The sequence below is a fragment of the Elstera cyanobacteriorum genome (genome assembly GCF_002251735.1).
GTDB lineage: Bacteria > Pseudomonadota > Alphaproteobacteria > Elsterales > Elsteraceae > Elstera > Elstera cyanobacteriorum.
This window is the reverse complement of the sequence record NZ_NOXS01000034.1, coordinates 190,307-208,709: the sequence shown is the minus strand read 5'-3', so window position 1 is coordinate 208,709 and position 18,403 is coordinate 190,307. Positions and strand designations below refer to the sequence as shown.

Annotated in this window: 13 protein-coding genes; 7 read left to right on the top strand and 6 right to left on the bottom strand. The window is 64.8% G+C overall.

The features are described from left to right. Window positions 1–2 precede the first annotated feature (2 nt). From pstB to CHR90_RS15935, 5 genes are all read left to right on the top strand, one after another. Window positions 3–809, top strand: coding sequence for a phosphate ABC transporter ATP-binding protein PstB (gene pstB / locus CHR90_RS15955; RefSeq protein WP_094410101.1), 807 nt, complete (start codon window positions 3–5; stop codon window positions 807–809). Window positions 810–832: 23 nt separating this feature from the next. Continuing rightward, window positions 833–1,579, top strand: coding sequence for a phosphate signaling complex protein PhoU (phoU, locus tag CHR90_RS15950; RefSeq protein ID WP_094410100.1), 747 nt, complete (start codon window positions 833–835; stop codon window positions 1,577–1,579). Window positions 1,580–1,583: 4 nt separating this feature from the next. Beyond that, complete coding sequence (gene phoB / locus CHR90_RS15945; RefSeq protein ID WP_094410099.1) at window positions 1,584–2,294, top strand: phosphate regulon transcriptional regulator PhoB; 711 nt, start codon at window positions 1,584–1,586, stop codon at window positions 2,292–2,294. A gap of 198 nt (window positions 2,295–2,492) precedes the next feature. Further along, complete coding sequence (locus tag CHR90_RS15940; RefSeq protein ID WP_094410098.1) at window positions 2,493–4,190, top strand: methyl-accepting chemotaxis protein; 1,698 nt, start codon at window positions 2,493–2,495, stop codon at window positions 4,188–4,190. A gap of 347 nt (window positions 4,191–4,537) precedes the next feature. After that, a complete protein-coding gene (locus tag CHR90_RS15935; protein WP_170941439.1) occupies window positions 4,538–6,100 on the top strand; it encodes a methyl-accepting chemotaxis protein in 1,563 nt (520 codons plus the stop codon). Between the two features lie 2 nt (window positions 6,101–6,102). On the opposite strand, the gene CHR90_RS15930 is transcribed toward CHR90_RS15935, so the two are convergent. Both CHR90_RS15930 and CHR90_RS15925 read right to left on the bottom strand, forming a co-directional pair. Further along, complete coding sequence (locus CHR90_RS15930; RefSeq protein WP_094410096.1) at window positions 6,103–6,999, bottom strand: glucosamine kinase nucleotide-binding domain-containing protein; 897 nt, start codon at window positions 6,997–6,999, stop codon at window positions 6,103–6,105. Beyond that, window positions 6,996–7,745 carry a hypothetical protein gene (locus tag CHR90_RS15925; protein WP_094410095.1) on the bottom strand — a complete coding sequence of 250 codons (750 nt, stop codon included), beginning with the start codon at window positions 7,743–7,745 and terminating at the stop codon, window positions 6,996–6,998. The genes CHR90_RS15930 and CHR90_RS15925 overlap by 4 nt, the downstream gene beginning before the upstream one ends. Window positions 7,746–7,824: 79 nt before the next feature. Here CHR90_RS15925 and CHR90_RS15920 point away from each other — a divergent pair, with 79 nt between their 5' ends. Then, entirely contained in the window at window positions 7,825–9,090 is a 1,266-nt protein-coding gene (locus CHR90_RS15920; RefSeq protein ID WP_094410094.1) for a GAF domain-containing sensor histidine kinase, read from the top strand. Here CHR90_RS15920 and CHR90_RS15915 read toward each other — a convergent pair. Next, a complete protein-coding gene (locus tag CHR90_RS15915; protein ID WP_094410216.1) occupies window positions 9,008–10,045 on the bottom strand; it encodes a GlxA family transcriptional regulator in 1,038 nt (345 codons plus the stop codon). The two genes, CHR90_RS15920 and CHR90_RS15915, sit on opposite strands and share 83 nt — an antisense overlap. A gap of 105 nt (window positions 10,046–10,150) precedes the next feature. Between CHR90_RS15915 and CHR90_RS15910 the strand changes: the two genes are divergently transcribed. Further along, a complete protein-coding gene (locus CHR90_RS15910) occupies window positions 10,151–11,350 on the top strand; it encodes an MFS transporter (protein WP_170941438.1) in 1,200 nt (399 codons plus the stop codon). A gap of 139 nt (window positions 11,351–11,489) precedes the next feature. On the opposite strand, the gene trxA is transcribed toward CHR90_RS15910, so the two are convergent. From trxA to addB, 3 genes are all read right to left on the bottom strand, one after another. Further along, window positions 11,490–11,810 carry a thioredoxin TrxA gene (gene trxA / locus CHR90_RS15905; RefSeq protein ID WP_094410092.1) on the bottom strand — a complete coding sequence of 107 codons (321 nt, stop codon included), beginning with the start codon at window positions 11,808–11,810 and terminating at the stop codon, window positions 11,490–11,492. Between the two features lie 100 nt (window positions 11,811–11,910). Next, on the bottom strand, window positions 11,911–15,462 hold the full coding sequence (gene addA, locus CHR90_RS15900; protein WP_094410091.1) for a double-strand break repair helicase AddA: 3,552 nt from the start codon (window positions 15,460–15,462) through the stop codon (window positions 11,911–11,913). Continuing rightward, entirely contained in the window at window positions 15,459–18,395 is a 2,937-nt protein-coding gene (addB, locus tag CHR90_RS15895) for a double-strand break repair protein AddB (protein WP_094410090.1), read from the bottom strand. Before addB ends, addA begins: the two co-directional genes overlap by 4 nt. Between the last annotated feature and the right edge of the window lie 8 nt (window positions 18,396–18,403).

The window sequence follows — 18,403 nt, the reverse complement described above, 5'->3', positions numbered from 1 at the left end:
CCATGTTGGCGACCGAAACGAAAACCGCTGCTGCCGTGAATGGCGCTGCCAAGCACGTAAAGATGAAAGCCTCGGACGTCGAGGTTTACTACAGCGAAAAGCGGGCGCTGAATAAGATCAGCCTAGATGTGCGCGAACATGAGGTAACGGCGCTGATCGGCCCGTCGGGCTGCGGGAAATCGACCTTCCTGCGCACGCTGAACCGCATGAACGATGTGATCGAAGGCTGCCGCGTCGGCGGGACCATCCTGCTCGACAAGCAGGATATCTACGATCCAAGTATCGATGTCGTGCAACTGCGCGCCCGGGTGGGGATGGTGTTCCAAAAGCCGAACCCCTTCCCGAAGTCGATCTACGATAATGTCGCCTATGGCCCGCGTATCCACGGCCTCGTCCGTAACCGCGAAGAAACCGATGCGGTCGTCCAGCGGTCACTGGAACGTGCCGGTCTGTGGAAAGAAGTGAAGGACCGTCTGCACGAAGGCGGCACCGGGCTTTCGGGCGGTCAGCAGCAGCGCCTGTGCATCGCCCGCGCCATTGCGGTCGATCCCGAGGTTATTCTGATGGATGAGCCCTGCTCGGCGCTCGATCCCATTGCCACTGCGAAGATCGAAGAGTTGATCGACGAACTGCGCAGCAATTACACCATCGTCATCGTCACCCACTCGATGCAGCAGGCCGCGCGCGTGTCGCAGCGCACCGCCTTCTTCCATCTCGGGGATCTGGTCGAAGTCGGCGATACCGCGCAGATTTTCACCAATCCGAACGACGAGCGCACCCAGGGCTACATCACGGGCCGCTTCGGCTAAGCCGGGGGCAGAAGGAATAGATCATGTCGAATGAACATATCGTTTCGTCCTTCGACGAAGAGCTGCGCGCGCTGCATAAGTCGATCATGCAGATGGGTGGGCTGGTGGAAGCCCAGATCGCCCAGTCTTTGCAGGCGATGAATAAGCGCGACAGCCAATTAGCCTCCGCCGTCGTCGCCAACGACGGTCAGGTCGATGCACTGCATCACGAGATTGACGAACAGGTCGTGCGCATGCTGGCCCTGCGCCAGCCGATGGCATCCGACCTGCGCACCGTTGTTGCGTCGCTGCGCATTGCGACCGATCTCGAGCGGATCGGCGATTACGCCGCCAATATCGCCAAACGCACCCTGGCGCTGAACGTCTCGCCGACCGTCAAACCGGCGGCGGGCGTGCTACGCATGGGCAAGATCGTCCAGAGCATCGTCAATGACGTGCTGGATGCCTATGCCGACCGTAACGCCGACCGCGCCGCCGCGATCCGTGAACGCGATACGGAAGTGGATGAACTCTACACGTCGCTGTTCCGCGAGCTTCTGACCTATATGATGGAAGACCCGCGCAACATCACCGCCTGCACCCATGTACTCTTCATGTCGAAGAACCTGGAGCGGATGGGCGACCATGCCACCAATATCGCCGAAACGATCTATTACATCGTGCGCGGTAAGGTTCCAGCGGAAGAGCGCGCCAAGGGCGACCTGTCGAGCGTAACCGCGATGACCGAGAAGGGTGAAACCTTCGTGGCTGCCGACAGCAAAGGGAACTAAGGGCATGTCGCCCGTCACACCGTTAGTCCTGGTGGTCGAAGACGAAACCGCCATTGCCACACTGCTACGCTACAATCTGGAACGCGAAGGCTTCCGGGTTTGTACTGCCGCGGATGGCGAGGAAGCGCTGATCATCGCCGCCGAGCAGAACCCCGATCTGGTGCTGCTCGACTGGATGCTGCCGATGCTGTCGGGCATCGAAGTCTGTCGCCGGTTGCGCCGCCTGCCGACGGCGCGCGCGACCCCGATCATCATGCTGACGGCGCGCGGTGAGGAAGGCGACAAGATCCGGGGCCTTGATAGCGGGGCGGACGATTATGTGACGAAGCCGTTCTCGGTCTCGGAACTGATCGCCCGCGTCAAGGCTGTGCTGCGCCGCACCCGCCCGTCGGTGGATGGCGAAAGCCTGAATTTCGCCGATGTCATGCTCGATCTGGCAGCGCATCGCGTGCGCCGGAACAACCGCGACATTCACCTCGGGCCGACCGAATTCCGGCTACTGCGCTATCTGATGGAGCATCCAGGCCGGGTGTTCAGCCGCGAACAATTGCTGGATGCGGTGTGGGGCGCCGATGTCTACGTCGAGCCGCGCACGGTGGACGTTCACATCCGCCGCCTGCGCAAAGCCCTGAATGGCGAGGGGGAAACCGACATCGTGCGCACCGTCCGCTCGGCGGGTTATGCGCTGGATGAAACGGTGGATGCCACGGGCTGAGGGTCTTCGGCGCCAGTTTTCAACGGAAAATTGAAAGGCCAGGACGGGAAACCGCCCTGGCCTTTTCGCAGGCATGCAACCAATGCACGTCATGTCTGAAAAATACCTAGTCGATATTTATTTAAAAATAGTAAAATATACGGGAAATTTACAGCTTTTCCCGATCCCCATCGGGAACCCCGCCCGGAGGGCCGCCCTATGACGACCAGTCGTTTTTCCTTTGCAGGGCTTGGCGTTCAGCAACGCCTGATCCTGACCTTCGTCGCTTTGGCCGCGATCCTGGCGGGGGCGATTACCCTTAACGCCTATCGCGTGATCCGTGCGGCCCTGGTCCATGACGTACAGGCCGACGTCAATCGGGGCCTTGAGGTGATGAAACTGTTGGTTGCCGAGCGCGGCGGCCGGTTCGAGCTGGTCGGCGGGCACCTTACCCTGTCCGGGCTGCCGCTTGCGGGCGATGCGACCTTGGTCGATGCGGTCAGTAAACTATCGGGCGGGGTAGCAACGATCTTCCAGAAGGACGAACGGATCTCCACGACCGTTCAAAAGCCCGATGGGGGCCGCGCCATCGGCACCAAGCTGGCGCAAGGCCCGGCCTATGACAGTATCTTCCGCGACAAACGCACCTATAGCGGCCCGGTCGATATTTTCGGCAAACCCTATCTGGCGGTCTATGATCCGATCCTGGATGGGGCGGGCGAGGTGATCGGCATTCTATTCGTTGGCGAACCGACCGCCGTGGTCGCTGCCGAAAGCGCCACCATCCTGCAGGAAAATCTGATCGGCGCCGCCTTGGCCCTAATCTTGGGCAGCGCTATCGTCGCCCTCGTCGTCCGCTCGCAACTGCGCCGCGTCTCGCATTTGACCGATCTGTTTGCCACCTTGCAAAGCGATCCACGCATTCTGACGCCCGCTGAAACGAACCGACGCGACGAAATCGGCGCCCTGGCGCGGGCGCTGGCCGACTACTCGCGGCAACTCGACATGGCCCGCCAGCACGCCGCTGCAGAAGCGCGCAAGATCAAGCAAGAGATTGCCCGCAAGATGGCCCTGGAAATGGCCATCGCCGATTTCGGCAATAGCATCGACGGCGTTGTGGCCACGGTGGTCTCCGCCGCCGCGCAATTGCAGCAGAATGCCGAAACAGTTAACGGCAATGCCATGATGACCTCCGAACAAAGCAACGAGGTCGCGGTTGCCGCCGAACAGGCAACCGCCAATGTGCAAACCGTCGCCTCGGCCTCCGAAGAACTCAACGCCTCGATCCGGGAGATCAACCGCCAGGTCGCCGAAGCCGCCGCCATCGCCGGAACCGCTGTAACGGAGGCCGAGCAAACGGGCAGCATCGTCCGCACCTTGTCCGACGCTGGGCAGCGGATTGGCGAGGTTGTGGGGCTGATTTCCGAAATCGCCGCGCAAACCAATCTGCTGGCACTGAATGCCACCATCGAAGCCGCCCGCGCTGGGGAAGCGGGCAAAGGGTTTGCCGTGGTGGCGTCGGAAGTGAAGAACCTTGCCGGGCAGACCGCGCGGGCGACCGAGGATATTCAGGCCCAAGTCGGCGCCATTCAGCAGGCAACGCAGCAGGCCGTGACGGCGATCACCACGATCACCCGCACCATCGAGCGTATCAACGACATTAACCTCGGTGTTAAGGTCGCGATGGAGGAACAGGGGGCCGCAACCTCCGAAATCGCGCGCAATGTCACGGAAGCCGCCAGCAGCACCCAAAATGTGACGGAAATCACCATCGCGGTCACCCGCGCCGCTGTGGAAACCGGCAGCATGGCGGGCGAGGTGCTGTCGGCGGTCGGTAGCCTGACGGCCCAGGCGGAAACCCTGAAGACGGAAGTGGCGGATTTCCTCGAAAAAGTGCAGGAAGACGAGGCCGCCTGATCGGCTGCACCGGTTTTCCCAGCCTCAAGCGTATGACAAACACCCGGCCCTGCGCCGGGTGTTTTTGCGTGCGTTGATCCATGTCATGGGAAAGGGGCCGAAGCCATGCGAAATTCGCACAGTGCATTGAAATAAATACTTAACAATCACAAACGCTCTTTATTAATAATTGCCTGTGAAAATACACAGATCAAACGAAATTCCTTCTCGAAAGAAAGAATGAAATGAAGTCATTTGCCAAAAATATGAGCATTACGAATCGCATTCTTTTAACATTCTCGCTCTTATCTTTTTTGATATCTGCTGCCATCGTCGGCGGTTCGTATTTCATCGTCCGCGATGCACTAATGTCGGAAGCCTCCGATGCTTTGGAGCGTAACGGCCAATTGCTCAAAACCCTGATCGCCCATCGCGGAACGCTGGCAATCACCGACGGTAAATTGGGCCTGAACGGCAAACCGCTGGAGGGGGATGCGACAATTGTCGATGAATTCGCCGCCCTGACCAACGGCACCGCAACGATTTTCCAGGGCGACCGGCGCATTGCGACAACAGCGCTGGATGCGGCAGGCAAGCGCATCATCGGCACGCAGATGGGTCCGGGGCCGACCTATGACGCAGTTTTTGGCCGGAAACAGACCTATACCGGGATCGTGCAGGTCTCCTCCCGCGCCTATCTTGGCCGCTACGAACCGGTTTTGACGGCTGACCGCACGGTTATGGCGGTTCTGTTCGCGGGCGTGCCGCTCCAGCGGGTGGAAGCCGAGAGCGCGCGCATCATCGAACAGAATGTCGTCGTCGCCCTGGTTATGACCGCCCTCGGTATCGCCATCATCGCCTGGATCGTGCGCGGCCAGATGCGCCATGTCGGCCATCTCGCGGGTCTCTTTACCGTGCTGCAAACCTCGACCGAACCGCTGACGGTCACCGATACCGACCGCAAAGATGAAATCGGCATCCTTGCCCGCGCCTTGCAGGATTATTCCCGGCAATTGGACCTCGCCCGGCAACATGCGGCGGACGAAAAGCGCCACGCGGAGGCGGAATTACGCCGCAAAGCGGGGATCGAGCGGGCGATTGCCGGGTTTAGCGGCAGCGTCGATCAGGTCATCACCTCGCTGGTCTCCGCCTCGGAACAATTGCAGCAGAATTCCGAAACCCTGAACCAGAATGCCGCGCTGACTAGTCACCACAGCGGCGATGTGGCGGCGGCGGCCCATCAGGCGACCGGCAATGTCCAGACCGTTGCGTCTGCGACCGAGGAGCTAAACGCCTCGATCCGCGAAATCGCCCGTCAGATCGGGCAAGCGGCCACGATTGCCGGGACCGCCGTCGATGAGGCGAAGCAAACCGGGTCGGTCGTCCATACTCTGTCCGAAGCCAGCCAGCGCATCGGCGAAGTGGTCAGCCTGATCACCGATATCGCCGCCCAGACCAATCTTCTCGCCCTCAATGCCACCATCGAAGCGGCGCGCGCCGGCGACGCGGGCAAGGGCTTTGCCGTAGTGGCGGCGGAGGTGAAAAGCCTCGCGGGCCAAACGGCGCGGGCGACGGAGGAAATTCAAAGCCAGATCGGCGCCATTCAATCGGCCACCGGCCATGCGGTAGCGGCGATTGCCGCCATCGCGGGCACCATCGAGCAGATCAATGGGCTGAACCTGGGTGTGAAAGGCGCGGTCGAACAGCAAAGCGCCGCAACATCGGAAATCGCCCGTAATGTCAATGAAGCGGCCCAAAGCACCGAAAACATGAGCGGGATTACCCAGGAAATGGCCGAGGCCGCCAGGCAGACCGGCGAGACGTCGAAAGAAATCGCCGCCGCCGTTGCCAGCCTGAACGCTCAAGCCAATTTGTTACGCCAGGAAGTCGCCCGCTTCTTTACCGCCGTGCGAATCGAAGAAACGGCCTAAGCCTAACCGACCAGCCGCCGCCCCCGCGCGGCGGGCGGCGGTTCCGGGGCGCGGGCCAGGCGCAGCGCTCCGTCGAGCGCAGTGCCTTCTGGCGCGATCAAGCGGGCGGTTGCTTCCGGCGGCAGATAGGGCGCCAGCACTGGCGCCAGCGGCCCGGTCAGCGCCAGGGGCAAACGGGCGTCCGGGTCGGCCGCAGCGGCCATCGCCCCCACTTCGCGCCCTGCCTCGGTCAACAGAAGCTGCGCGAGCGCATCCTCCGCCGCCGCCATTTCGGCAATCGGCGCGGCTAAGGCGGCATAATCGGCCTGGGTTGCCGTCGCGACCTGCTCGAAGAACGCATCCCACGCGCCGCCCCAAAGACCGTAACAGAGGCGCGTCAAAGGCTCCCAGGGCTGCCGCCCGTCGAGCGCGCGCTGGGTTAGGGTAACAAGCTGTTGCCCCAACCAGGCGGCGCTGCCCTCGTCACCCGTGGGAAAGCCCCAGCCGCCGATCTCGTACCAAGTGCCATCGGCACGGCGGGCGGCGAGAACCGAGCCCGCCCCGAGAAGAATGACACTGCCGGGTTGATCCCCTAACCCGCCAACGAGGGCTGCGTAAGAGTCTGGGCAGGTCCAGATAATCCCCGGGAGCGGGTTCAAGGCCGTGAAAAGTTGCTGCTGGGCCGGAAGATTGAGCCCCGGTAACGCTAGCACAATGCGCGCATCGGTTAGGGTTTCGGTCGCCTGCCCCAAGGGTTTCAGCGCTGCGGACAGGGTTTCGAGCACCATCTGCCAGGCTTTGCCGGTGCCGAGCGTCAGCGAAACGGCAGGGCCGGTTGCCGAGCTTAGCCCTACCCCATCCTCTGCTTCCACTCGGACCCGCAGACCGGGGCCGCTCCCGTCGATGCCGATGAAAATCATAGTCTGACATCCTCTTTAATCAGCATCTGCAAAGCGGCTAACCCGGCCACCGTCGTCCCATAGCGACTGAAAGCCGCCGAAAGCGCTGCCGCCTGGTCCAGCACCGGCGGGCGCCGGTCGGGGTCCATCAGAACCTCAGATGTTGTGGCGAGTTCCAGCACCGTATCGCGCCAGAGGGTCACCAGCCCCAAATCGGGCGGCGCTTGCAAAGCAAGGTCGGCCATCGGCCCCAACCCCGCCGCAGACGCCGCCGGATCGCTGCGCGCCAGGGCTATAATCCAGCGCTGCACGGCCATCGCCCAGAGACGGCGAACCGCGAAGGGCGTGCTGTCGGCCAAAAGATAGGGCTCCATCGCCGCAAAAATCGACACGCAGCCAATCGGATCGGCCGCCGCGCGGACGGAGACGAAGGATAAGGCGCCCATCGCCCAATAGGAGATTAGGGCGCTTTCCTGCGGATGGGCGGTCGCCGCCTCCGCCAGATCATCCAGCAGGCGGCGGGCGGCAATCGGGTGATCGGCGGTCCAGCGGTCGATCCAGGCGCAGGCGCGCATCGACCAAGCCGCCCGCAGGCGCGCGTGACCGCGCCCGCCTTTCGCATCGGCGTCGAGCTTGGCGAGCGCCGCGTCCGGGTCGCGCCCCAGCCGCCGCCCAAAGGCCTCCACCGCCGCCATCGCGCGTCCGTCGCGCCAGCGGTCGGCCGCCCGACGCAGCAAGGTACCCAGCCCTGCGGTCCAATCCGTCATAACAGTTCCGCGTGTGGCATCTGTGGGATAGCGACTAACAATATAGTCAAGTTTGTAAGCCTATGGCACACTTGACGCGATGACGGCAATTCCTTCTCCTCCGGTCCCTGCGGACGAGTCGGCGCGGCTCGAAGCGCTTCATAGCTTTTGCGCCCTCGACACGCCCGACGACCCGCGGTTGGATCACCTGGTCCAATTGGCGACGCGCCTGCTCGATTGCCCGATCGCGCTGGTTAGCCTACTCGATTCGGACCGGCAGTGGTTCAAGGCGAAGATCGGTCTCGATGTGACCGAAACCCCGCGCCGGATTGCCTTCTGCGCCTATGCCATTCTCGACGACGATATCATGATCGTCGAAGATGCCCTGCTGGACCCGCGTTTTGCCGGTAACCCGCTGGTCACGGATGCGCCGCATATCCGCTTCTATGCCGGAGCCCCGCTGATTTCCGAAACGGGGTTCCGCCTGGGAACCCTGTGCGTCATCGATCAAAAACCCCGACAATTTTCCGAAGCGCAGCTCAATCTTCTGAAAGAGTTGGCGCAACTGGCCGTCGATGCGCTGGATCTGCACCGCATTATCGCCCAAACCCGGCAAGATAATCTGGCGCGCACGCGCTTTCTCTCCAGCCTTAGCCACGAGTTGCGCACGCCGCTGAACGCCATTATGGGGTTCAGCGAAATGATCCTGCTACAATCGCCGTCTGACCGGATCGCCGATTATGCCCGCGCTATCCACCAGGGCGGCACCGGGCTGCTGCAACTGGTCGATGATATTCTCGACTATGGCCAGATCGAAGCGGGCGAACGGCCGATGACGCTGGAGGCGGTCGATCTCGATAGCGCCATTCTGGCCGCTGTGCGGCAGGTGCGCCCGCTAGCCGACCGGCGGCAGGTTCATCTGAAGCTCATGTTGCCGACGCTGCTGACCGTGCAGGCCGATAAATCCGCCCTCAATCAAGTGCTGGTGCATCTCCTAGAAAACGCCGTCAAATTTACCCGGGCGGGCGGGAATGTGCGTGTCGCCGCCCAGGTTGCGGAAACCTGGGGCGATGATGAATGGGTGCATGTGACCGTGACCGATACCGGCATCGGTATCGAGCCGCAGACGCTGGCCCGCTTGGGCGACCCGTTTCTGCGGCCTGAGAATGCCATGACCTCCTCCGAACGCGGTGCGGGTCTTGGCATTGCCTTATCGCGGCGGCTATTGCAAGCGATGGGCGGCTCGGTCGCCTTTTCCAGCAAACCCGATCACGGCACCAAGGTCACTCTGCGGCTGCCCCTAGCGAAGCCGACGTCCGGCGCGTCGCTACGGCCCCAAAGCGCGCCCGATACACCTCGGGCGTAAGCCCCAGGCCGCGCTTGGCCGCACGGGTCAAGGCATCGATCGACCCGAACCCCGCCGCCACCGCGATTTCGGCCACCGGATGATCGGTGCTTTCCAGTAGCAGCCGCGCCCGATCCAACCGCGCCGTTTCGACGAACCGCGCCGGGGTTTGCCCCGTGCGGGCGGTGAAATGACGCAGAAAGCTGCGCTCCGTCATCCCTACCCGGGCGGCGAGCGCCGGAACGCGCAAATCTTCCGCCGGATGGGCTGAAATCCAGGTCAGGAGATCGCCGAACTTCCCCTCTGCCCGCTTTTCCGCCGCCTGGGCCTGGGTCGCCAGCACGGCAGAAAACTGGGATTGGCCGCCCGGACGGCGCAGATACAGCACCAGTTCCCGCGCAATCGCCAGCGCCACCGGCTGCCCGAGATCGGCTTCCACCAAGGCGAGGGAAAGGTCAATCGCCGCCGTGATCCCTGCCGACGTATAGAATGGGTCGGCATCGACATAAATCGCGTCCGGCGCCACTGTAATGGCGGGATAGCGCGCCGCTAACTCCTGACACGAATGCCAATGGGTCGTCGCCCGGCGCCCGGCCAGAACGCCGCTTTCCGCCAGGATGAAAGCGCCGGTGCAGGCGCTGGCAAGACGGCGAACCCGCCCGGCCTGAGCCTTTACCCAGGCGGGCAATACCCCTTCGGCAATCGCCATCTCCACCCCCGGATTCCCGCCGACGATCAGCAGCGTATCGATCAGCTCCGGCAGGTCCGCCAAGGGCAGCGTCGGCCCCAGCGACAGGCCGCAACTGGTCGGCACGAAACCGCCCGCGACCGACCCATGCACGACCCGATAGGGCTGCGGCGCGTCCGGCCCGTGCAACTGGCGAACATGATAATTCGCCTTGGTAAAAACCTCCGTCGGCCCCAGGCAATCCAGGCTTTGGCACTGTGGAAAGGCGATAATGGCGATGGTGCGCATGGCGGCCTCCGGGCGATCCTATTGGCGGATTATGCGGGTCGTCTGTCCTTTTTGACAAGGGCGGCGCTGACTAAGCTGGCACCATCCCTTTTGCCGGAGATGCCCATGCCCGCCCCGCTTCCCCCCCTCGCCCGCCGCACGGCCCTAACCTTGGCCGTCGCCCAATGTTTCGCCTTCTGCGCCGTCGCTATCGGCCTGACCTTGACCGGCTTGGTCGGCCAGTCGCTCGCCCCGCGCCCTGATCTCGGCACCCTGCCCTATGCCGCCGTCATCCTCTCCTCGGCGGCAACCACCATTCCCCTGTCGCTTTTGATGGGAAAGATCGGGCGGCGCGGCGGGTTTTTAATCGGGGCCGCCAGCGCCATTTTGGCCGGAAGCCTCGCCGCCCTTGCCGTGATTCGCCGCGATTTCGCGCTCTTCTGCTTGGGGAACGCTTGCCTGGGGGTCTTTCAGGCCAGTTCGCAATATTACCGCTATGCCGCGACCGACGCGGTGGACGATCCCGCCGGGAAGGCCCGCGCCCTATCCTGGGTAATGCTCGGCAGCCTCGCCGCCGCCTTCCTGGGGCCGCAGATTGCCGCCCTATCGCGGAATATCTGGGATCTCGTGCCCTTCGCAGGGTCTTATGCCGCGATTGCGGCGTTGGGCGCGGCGGCAGTGCTGGTGCTCGCCACCCTGCCCGCTGCGCCCCCCATGACCATCGCCCAAGGCGCCCGCCGCCCTCTGGCCGCACTCATCCGCCAGCCGCGCTTCCTCCTCGGCACCGCCTGCACTGCCCTTGGCTTTGGCACGATGACCTTTGTGATGACGGCAACGCCGCTCGCGGTCGTCGCCTGCGGTTTTTCGGTCGGGGCCTCCGCCTCGGTCATTCAGGCCCATCTGGTTGGCATGTTCGCCCCGGCCTTCGTGACCGGCAAGCTGATCGCCCGCGTCGGCGTGATCCCCGTTTTGGCAAGCGGGCTGATCCTGTTTCTGCTCAGCGCCCTTGCGGGCCTCAGCGGCCTCGATCTGCCGCAGTTCACGATCGCGCTGGTGCTGAACGGCATCGGCTGGAACCTATTGTTCGTCGGCGGCTCCACCCTGATCGCCCAATCTGCCGAGGCGCCACAGGACCGTGCCCGGCTGCAGGCCCTATCGGAATTCACCGTCTTCGGCCTATCGGCGCTCGCCGCCGTTACCGCTGGGTCGATCCAAACCAGCCTGGGCTGGGACCGCGTACTGAACCTCAGCCTAATCCCGGTCACGCTACTGGGGGCGGGGGTGATGCTCTACCGCCTGCGCGGCGCCAAAACCGTTACCGCATAAAAAAACCGGGTTTCCTGCATGCAGGAAGCCCGGTCCTCACAGGATAATCAGGCTTTTAGCCCTCGCCGGGCGGGCGCTCCGCGCCCTTGGCCGCCGCCGCAATGGCGGCTTCTAGAGCTGCGTCAGAATTGACGCAGCTCTAGAGCGCGCTGGTCAGCCAGGCTTGCAGCATGGATTTCGGCATCGCGCCGACCTTCTGCGCCACCACCTGGCCGTTCTTGAACAGCAGCATGGTCGGAATGCCGCGCACGCCATATTTGGCCGGGGTTGCGGGGTTATCGTCGATATCGACTTTGGCGATGGTCACCTGCCCCGCGAGTTCGGTCGATAGCTCTTCCAGCGCCGGGGCGATGGCTTTGCACGGGCCGCACCAGCCCGCCCAGAAATCGACCAAGACTGGGCCGGGGGCCTTCAGAACATCGCTTTCGAAGCTGGTATCGGTAACGGCAACGGTGGCCATGATCTTCTTTCCTATCATTAGGCCGGGTGAACCGGCGGGATATGAGAGACATTTAGGGATGCCCCACCCCCAGCGTCAACCATTCCGCCGCGCAGAATGCTTAACGCTGTTCATCAAAATCTGCAGAGCGGGTGACGGTTAAAAGCTCGGGATCATCAAGCAGCGCGTCCGACAGCGGCATCAGCCGCGCCCCATCGGTCCAGATCAGCCAGCAGCGCACGGGCTTATCCGGGTAAAGCTGCCGCAGCACGGCCCGGTAGAGCGCCATTTGCTGGCGGTAGGCTTTGGAGACCCCAACCTCTAAGCGAGGTGGCGGGCGGTTGGTCTTGAAATCGGCGACCAGCACGGCATCCGGCCCCACCCATAGCCGGTCCACCTGCCCCGAAACGATGACATCGCCAACCCGGCCGACCAGCGGCACTTCTGCCCGCGCCTCGGCCCCGAACAACGGCGCCAGATCGGGGTGCCGCAAGACGCTTTCGGCTTCCCGCCACAGGCTGTCCTGATCCTCCGGGGTTACCCCGTGGACGGCGCGGGCGAGATAGGCCACCGCGCTCGCCGCCCAGCGGGCCTGCGGCAGATCGGGCAGCATTTGCAGCAGGCGATGCACCAACCGCCCGCGCTTCAACCCGGCTGCCCGCGCCCCGTCGGCGGGAAGCTCGGCCTTTTGCCCGGCCAGCGGCGAGCGGGCGGGCGGTTCTTCGGCCAAGCGGGACGGGGTGAGCGGGCGGCTCGGGGTCGGCTCTTCCGGCGGCGGCGCGAACAGCCACGCGGGGGGCGCCCCGCCTTCCGCCACGGCGGCAACCGCCGGCGCCTTATCCTGAGGCGGCACCTGCTGCGGGGTCGCAAGGCGCACGCCCTTCCCCGCCCATTCCGGCGCGCCATCGGCGGTGAAATCGAGATCGAGGGTCTCGGCCTCCCCGCGCGCCGCCATCGGATCGAGCACCGATTGGATCAGCGCGTACCACGTGCCGTCTTTCGCCTCCTCCTCCCGCGCGCCAAGCCAGCCGGTGACATAAAGCCGGTCTTCAGCACGGGTGAGGGCGACATAGAGCAGACGGCGATATTCCGCCGCTTCCTGGTCGGCCTGCGCGTCTCGCAGGGCAGCCGTAACGGGATCATCGTCCGCCTTACGCGGCGACCAGACCGGCCCCCAGTCGCTCTCTTCCGGCCAGAACAGCGTGCGGCGGCTTTTCGGCGCGCTGGCGCAATCGGGCAGAAAAACGATGGGCGCCTGCAAGCCTTTGGCGCCATGCACCGTCATGATGCGCACTTCGTTGCGCCCGGCGGTGTCGCTGTCGCGCTTGATTTCCTGGTCCGACAGGTCAAGCCAATGGATAAAGCCTTGCAGGCTGGGGGTATGGATGCGCTCGAACGCCAGGGCTTGATTAAGAAACTCGTCAATCGGGTCGGCGGCTTCCGCCCCCAGCCGCTCCAGCAGCGCCTTGCGCCCACCCTCGCGGCCCAGGATTTCGGCGTAGAACTCGTAAGGCCGGGCGAAATCGACCTTGGCGCGCCAGCGGTTAAGCCGATCTTCCGCCGCCTTCAGCGCCGGAAGGTCCGCCGCCCGCGCGCGTAGGGCGTGCCACAGGCTTTGGCCCTCGCGGCCCTGGGCGGCGTGGAACAACGCCTCTTCCGTCAGGCCAATCAGCGGCGATTTCAGCAGGCAGGCGAGCGATAGATCATCGGCGGGCAGCAGCAGAAAGCGCCCGAGCGCCAGCAGATCCATGACCGCCAGATGCGCCGTCAGCCGCAGCCGATCCGCCCCGGCCACCGGCACCGCTTCCTGTTTCAGGGCGCGCACCAACTCGCCGACAAACGCGCCGCGCCGCCGCACGAGAATGAGGATATCCCCGGCGCGCACCGGGCGGCCCTTGGCGGTGAGTTCTTCCCCATGATCGAGCCACGCGCGGATGCGCCGGGCGATGACGCGGGCGACCAGGGCGGGCGGATTGCTCGCCCCTTCCCGCCGCAGCGGCAGCTTCCAATCGCCGCCTGCCGGGTCTTCCGGGGCGCGTTTGGGCAGCACGGGCCAGAGTTCGACCAACCCGGCTTCGCCCAGACGAGAGACTTCGTGACGCAGCGGCGCCCCCGCTTCCACCACGCCCGCCGCCGCCTCGGGGGCCGTAAACACCCGGTCCACCGTTTCCAGCACGACGGAGGTCGAGCGGAAGGAATGATCGAGACTTTCGACCCAAAGCCGACGCTCCACCTGCGCTAAGAGATCGGTAAAGGCCTGGCGCATGGTCTGGAAGGCGCGCGGATCGGCGCCTTGAAAGCTATAGATCGACTGTTTGGCGTCCCCGACGACAAAAAGCGTGCGGATACCTTCGGCCCGGCTTTGACCCGCAAAAAACTCCTGCGCCAGCAGGCGGACGATTTGCCATTGGTCGGGGTTTGTGTCCTGTGCCTCGTCGATCAAGATATGATCAAGCCCGCCGTCGAGCTTGAACAGCACCCAGGACACGCCGCCGTCGCGGGCGAGAAGCTGCACCGTATGCAGGATGAGATCGTCGTAATCCAACCAGGCGCGCTGGCGCTTCATCGCGCTATAGGCGGCGAGAATGGCCGCGCCCAGGCGGATCAGCGCGGCGGTGCCGGTAAAGATTTCCGCCCGGCGCACGGCGTCCTGCACCCGCAGCAGCCGTTCGGCTTCCGTGCCCAGCCAATCGGCAACATCGGGGGCCGCCGCCTGGACCGACTTGGTGCAGAGGCTTTTGCGAATCGTGCCTTTATCGGTCAGAAAGACCGACCGATACACCTCGAACCCGAGCGGCGAGGGTTCGGCGGCAAAGGCCAGCAGGGTTTCGGCGGACGCTTTATCCGTCTTGCCCGTCCCCTGCCCCAGCGCGCGCGCCGCCGTTCTGAGCTGATCGGCCTGGGCGACGGTTGCGTTGAAGGCGGCTTGCCAAAGTGCGGCGGGGGAGGCGCTGGGATCAACCTCCAACCGCGCCGCCAGGGCAGCTATCAGCGGGTCGATCCCATCGGTCGCCGCTAAGCGGCGCATCCAATGCCCGCGCTCTGCCACTAAGGTTTTCAGCAGTTGGTGAAAACTATCTTCGTTTAGCCGGTCGGCGACGATCTGCAAGGCGGCGCCAAGGTCGGCCAGCCCGGCGCCACCGCGCGCTTCGGCCAGCACCTGTTCGCGCGCATCCAGCAGCAGTTCTTCGGCGCTGGCCTCGTCCATCGCCTGGAAATGCGGCGGCAGCCCGGCTTCGAGCGGAAAGCGCGCCAGCACCGACTGGCAAAAGGAATGGATGGTTAGGATTTTCAGCCCGCCCGGCGATTCCAGCACCAGCCCGAAGAGTTGCCGGGCGCGGCGCAGTTCGACGTCCTGCGGCGGGGTGCCGCCTGCGAGCTTGGTGAGGGCGGCGATGAGATCCGGTAAGGGCTGGCTAGCCCATTTGCCCAAATCTTCCATCAGCCGCTTTTCCATTTCGGCAGCGGCGGCCTTGGTATAGGTGATGCACAGGATGCGGTGCGGCGCCGTGCCCGCCAGCAGCAGGCGCAGCACGCGGCGGGTGAGCACGCTGGTCTTCCCCGTGCCCGCCGACGCCGCCACCCAGACCGAACGGTCAGGGACGGTCGCCGCCGTCTGCCGGGCCGTCGCGGCGTCGATCACCGCTTGGCGGTTTTGGTCGAGCGCGCTCATTCCTCCGCCTCCCCATCGCCACTCCATTCCGCCACACGGGCCAGATGGGCGTAATCGGAAAAGCGCGGCGCGAACTGCGGGCGCGGGGCGACCGGATAGGGTGTCTCAGGCTGATCATATTGGTCGATCAGCGAGGCAAGACCGTCGCGGGTTTCATCGAGCAGCGCGGCCATCCCGGCCTTAATCGGCACGATCTTACCGGGGGTCGCACCGCCAGAAAGCTGCCAAAACTCCAGCCCCGCGACCGGCTTGGCAGGGAGCCGGGCGAAACCGCCACCTTCCGCGATCAAGGCTTCCAGCGGCAACTGCGGTGCATAGCCCGCCAGCACGTCCTTTTCCGGCGGCGGGGCGCCGGTTTTGTAATCGACGATGCGATAGGTACCATCGGTCAGATATTCGATCCGGTCGGCCTTGGCCTTCAAGGTGAAATCCCCCGCCCGTCCGGCCAGGGTCAAGCCGCCCTCGGTTTCCGTGGCGAGGCTGGCGATATCGGCCCGACGGCGGCTTTCTTCGGCCAGGAACCACTCCGCCACCCGTTCGAAGCGGGGCCACCAAAAGGCGTGCAAACTGGGGGAGGCAAGCAGCGAGCCGAATTCACGATGCCCGATCTCCAGCAGCTTGGCCAGCGCATCGACCGGCAGCGCGTCGGGATAGGCTTTCACGAAGGCATCGAGCGCCGCGTGGATCACCTGCCCCCGGTCGGCTGCGCCGGGATCGGCATCCAACGGGTCAAGCGCTTTCAGCCCCAGGATGCGCTTTGCATAGAGCGCATAGGGATCGCGCCGCCACAGCTCGATATCCGTCACGAACAGCGTGCGCGGGCGGCTCGCCACTGGCGGGCAGGGCATCGGCGCGGGTTGCGGCGCATAGCGGGCCGGGGCATCGAGCGCCGCCGCCCAACTAGGCAGCGCCGAGCCCGCCAGGGTCCGCTGCTGCCCGGCCAGCAGCACGCCCAAGCGTTGCAACCAGCGCGACGGCACAGTCGGGGTGCCGTCCACCCGTTCGGCGCGGGAGAAAATCACCTCCGGCGCCATCGCCGCCTGCACGAAATCATGCGCCGAAAGACCAATGCGCCGTTCCAGCGCGGGCAGGCCGAAGGCTTGACGCATCGGGCGCGACATCCAGGGATCGCCCGGCGGCTCCTTCGGCCACGTGCCCTCGTTCAAACCCGCCAGGATCATCAGATCGGGCCGAGCGAGGCGCGCTTCGAGCGGCCCGAGAATGGCAAGGCGTGGGTGGCGGTCATAGACTTGCCGCACCGCGACCGGCACCATGAAGCTCATCAATAGCGCCGGAAATTCGGCGGGATCGTCGAGGGTCAGAGCGCCCGCGTTATCGACGAGATCGGCGAGGAAATCCGCCGCAGCTTCCCCCGCTGGCCCCGCCCACAGCCGCTCTTCCCCCGCTTGATCGTCGGTGCGGCAAAAGGCTTCGGCAGCGGTCAGATGCGCCAGTAGCAACGCGCGGAACGATTGCCCCGGTTGCGCCAAGGCCGCCTCCCATGGCCCTAGCGCCTCGGCCAACCGATCGAGATAATCGGTGAGGTCCGGCGACGGTTTTTTAAGCTCTGCCGCTGCGGCCCGCAATCCGGCAAGCCCCGGCCCAGGGCGGGGGCCGCGCAACAACAAGCGTTCGAGCAATTGCGCCCGCCGCCGCGCTTCCGGCAAATCGAGGCCGAGGCCGGTCAGCGGGTGTTTCAACAGCGCCAGCAGCGGCGCCGGGGCCAGACGGTCGCGCGCGGCTTCCGCCAGCAAGCGCAGGAAAACGCCGGGGACCGACCCGCTGAGCGGTTGCCCCGCCGAATCGTCGCAGCGCACACCGTAGCGCGCCAGTTCCGCCGCCACCCGGCGGGCAAGGTCGCGGTCGGGGGTAATCAGCGCGGCGGTCCGGCCCGGGGTTTCCAAGGCTTCGCGCAGGGCAACGGCGATGATCGTCGCCTCTTCCTGCGGGGTTGCCGCCGTCACTTGGCGAACGCCCGCCAAAGCCGCATCGAGATTGAGGACTGGAGCGGGACGATCCTCCGGCGCCGCAACCGAAAGCGCTTCCGCCAGCAACACGGCCCGATCGGGCGAGGTTCGGGCGGCCCCAGCACACCCCGGCCAGAGGCGAACCTCCGCGCGCAGTAAGCCCATCGCCGCCAGTAAATCCTGTAAGCCCGACTGCGGGTGCGTCGGGTGGGTGGGGAGCGCCACCCATTCATCCTCCGGCATCGCGGTATCGAGGCCGGGCAGAATCACGTCGCCTTGGGGAAGGTTGGCCACCACGGCGATCAGGTCGCGCGCCGCTTTTTGGCTACCCGTTGTTCCCGCGACCAGAATGCGCCCCGGCGGCGGTGCCTCTGCCCAGGCCGCCGCTTGCAAGCGGATCAACCGGTCGCGGCGGTCGATGGGATCGAGCGCGTCTTCCGCCGCCAAAATTGTCGGCCATGCCTCGGTAACGATGCGCAGGAAATCGAGGGTAATCTGCCAGTGATGGGCGAGGTTTTCCGGCACCAAGCGCACCAGCGCGTCGAACCCCAGGCCTTCCGCTTGGGCTTGGTTCATTAAGCGCGCCAGTTCTGCCGCCAGGGCAACGGCCCGGTCGAGCGGCAGGCCGGGTTCGCGCGCCCGGATCAATTGCGCCAGCATCGCCTGACGCTTCACCGCTGGAATTGCGGGCGGTAGATCGGCCGCGATACCGCCGACCGCCACCGAATCGCTGAAGGTCAGATCGTCTTCATCGATATCGCCAAGGGCGCTGAAGCTGGGCAACACCAAGGCCCGCCCATCGGCAGCGCGCAGGAACGCATCGCGGATCGTCCGGCAGGCGCGGCGGGAAGGGAGCAGCAGGCGCAAGCGCGCAAAGGCCAGCGGGTCGCGGTCCGCTTCCGGCAGCAGCCCGCGCACCAGTGCCTCGGCAAAGCCTATTCCGGCAGGAATGGTATAGACGGCCACGCCCGCCC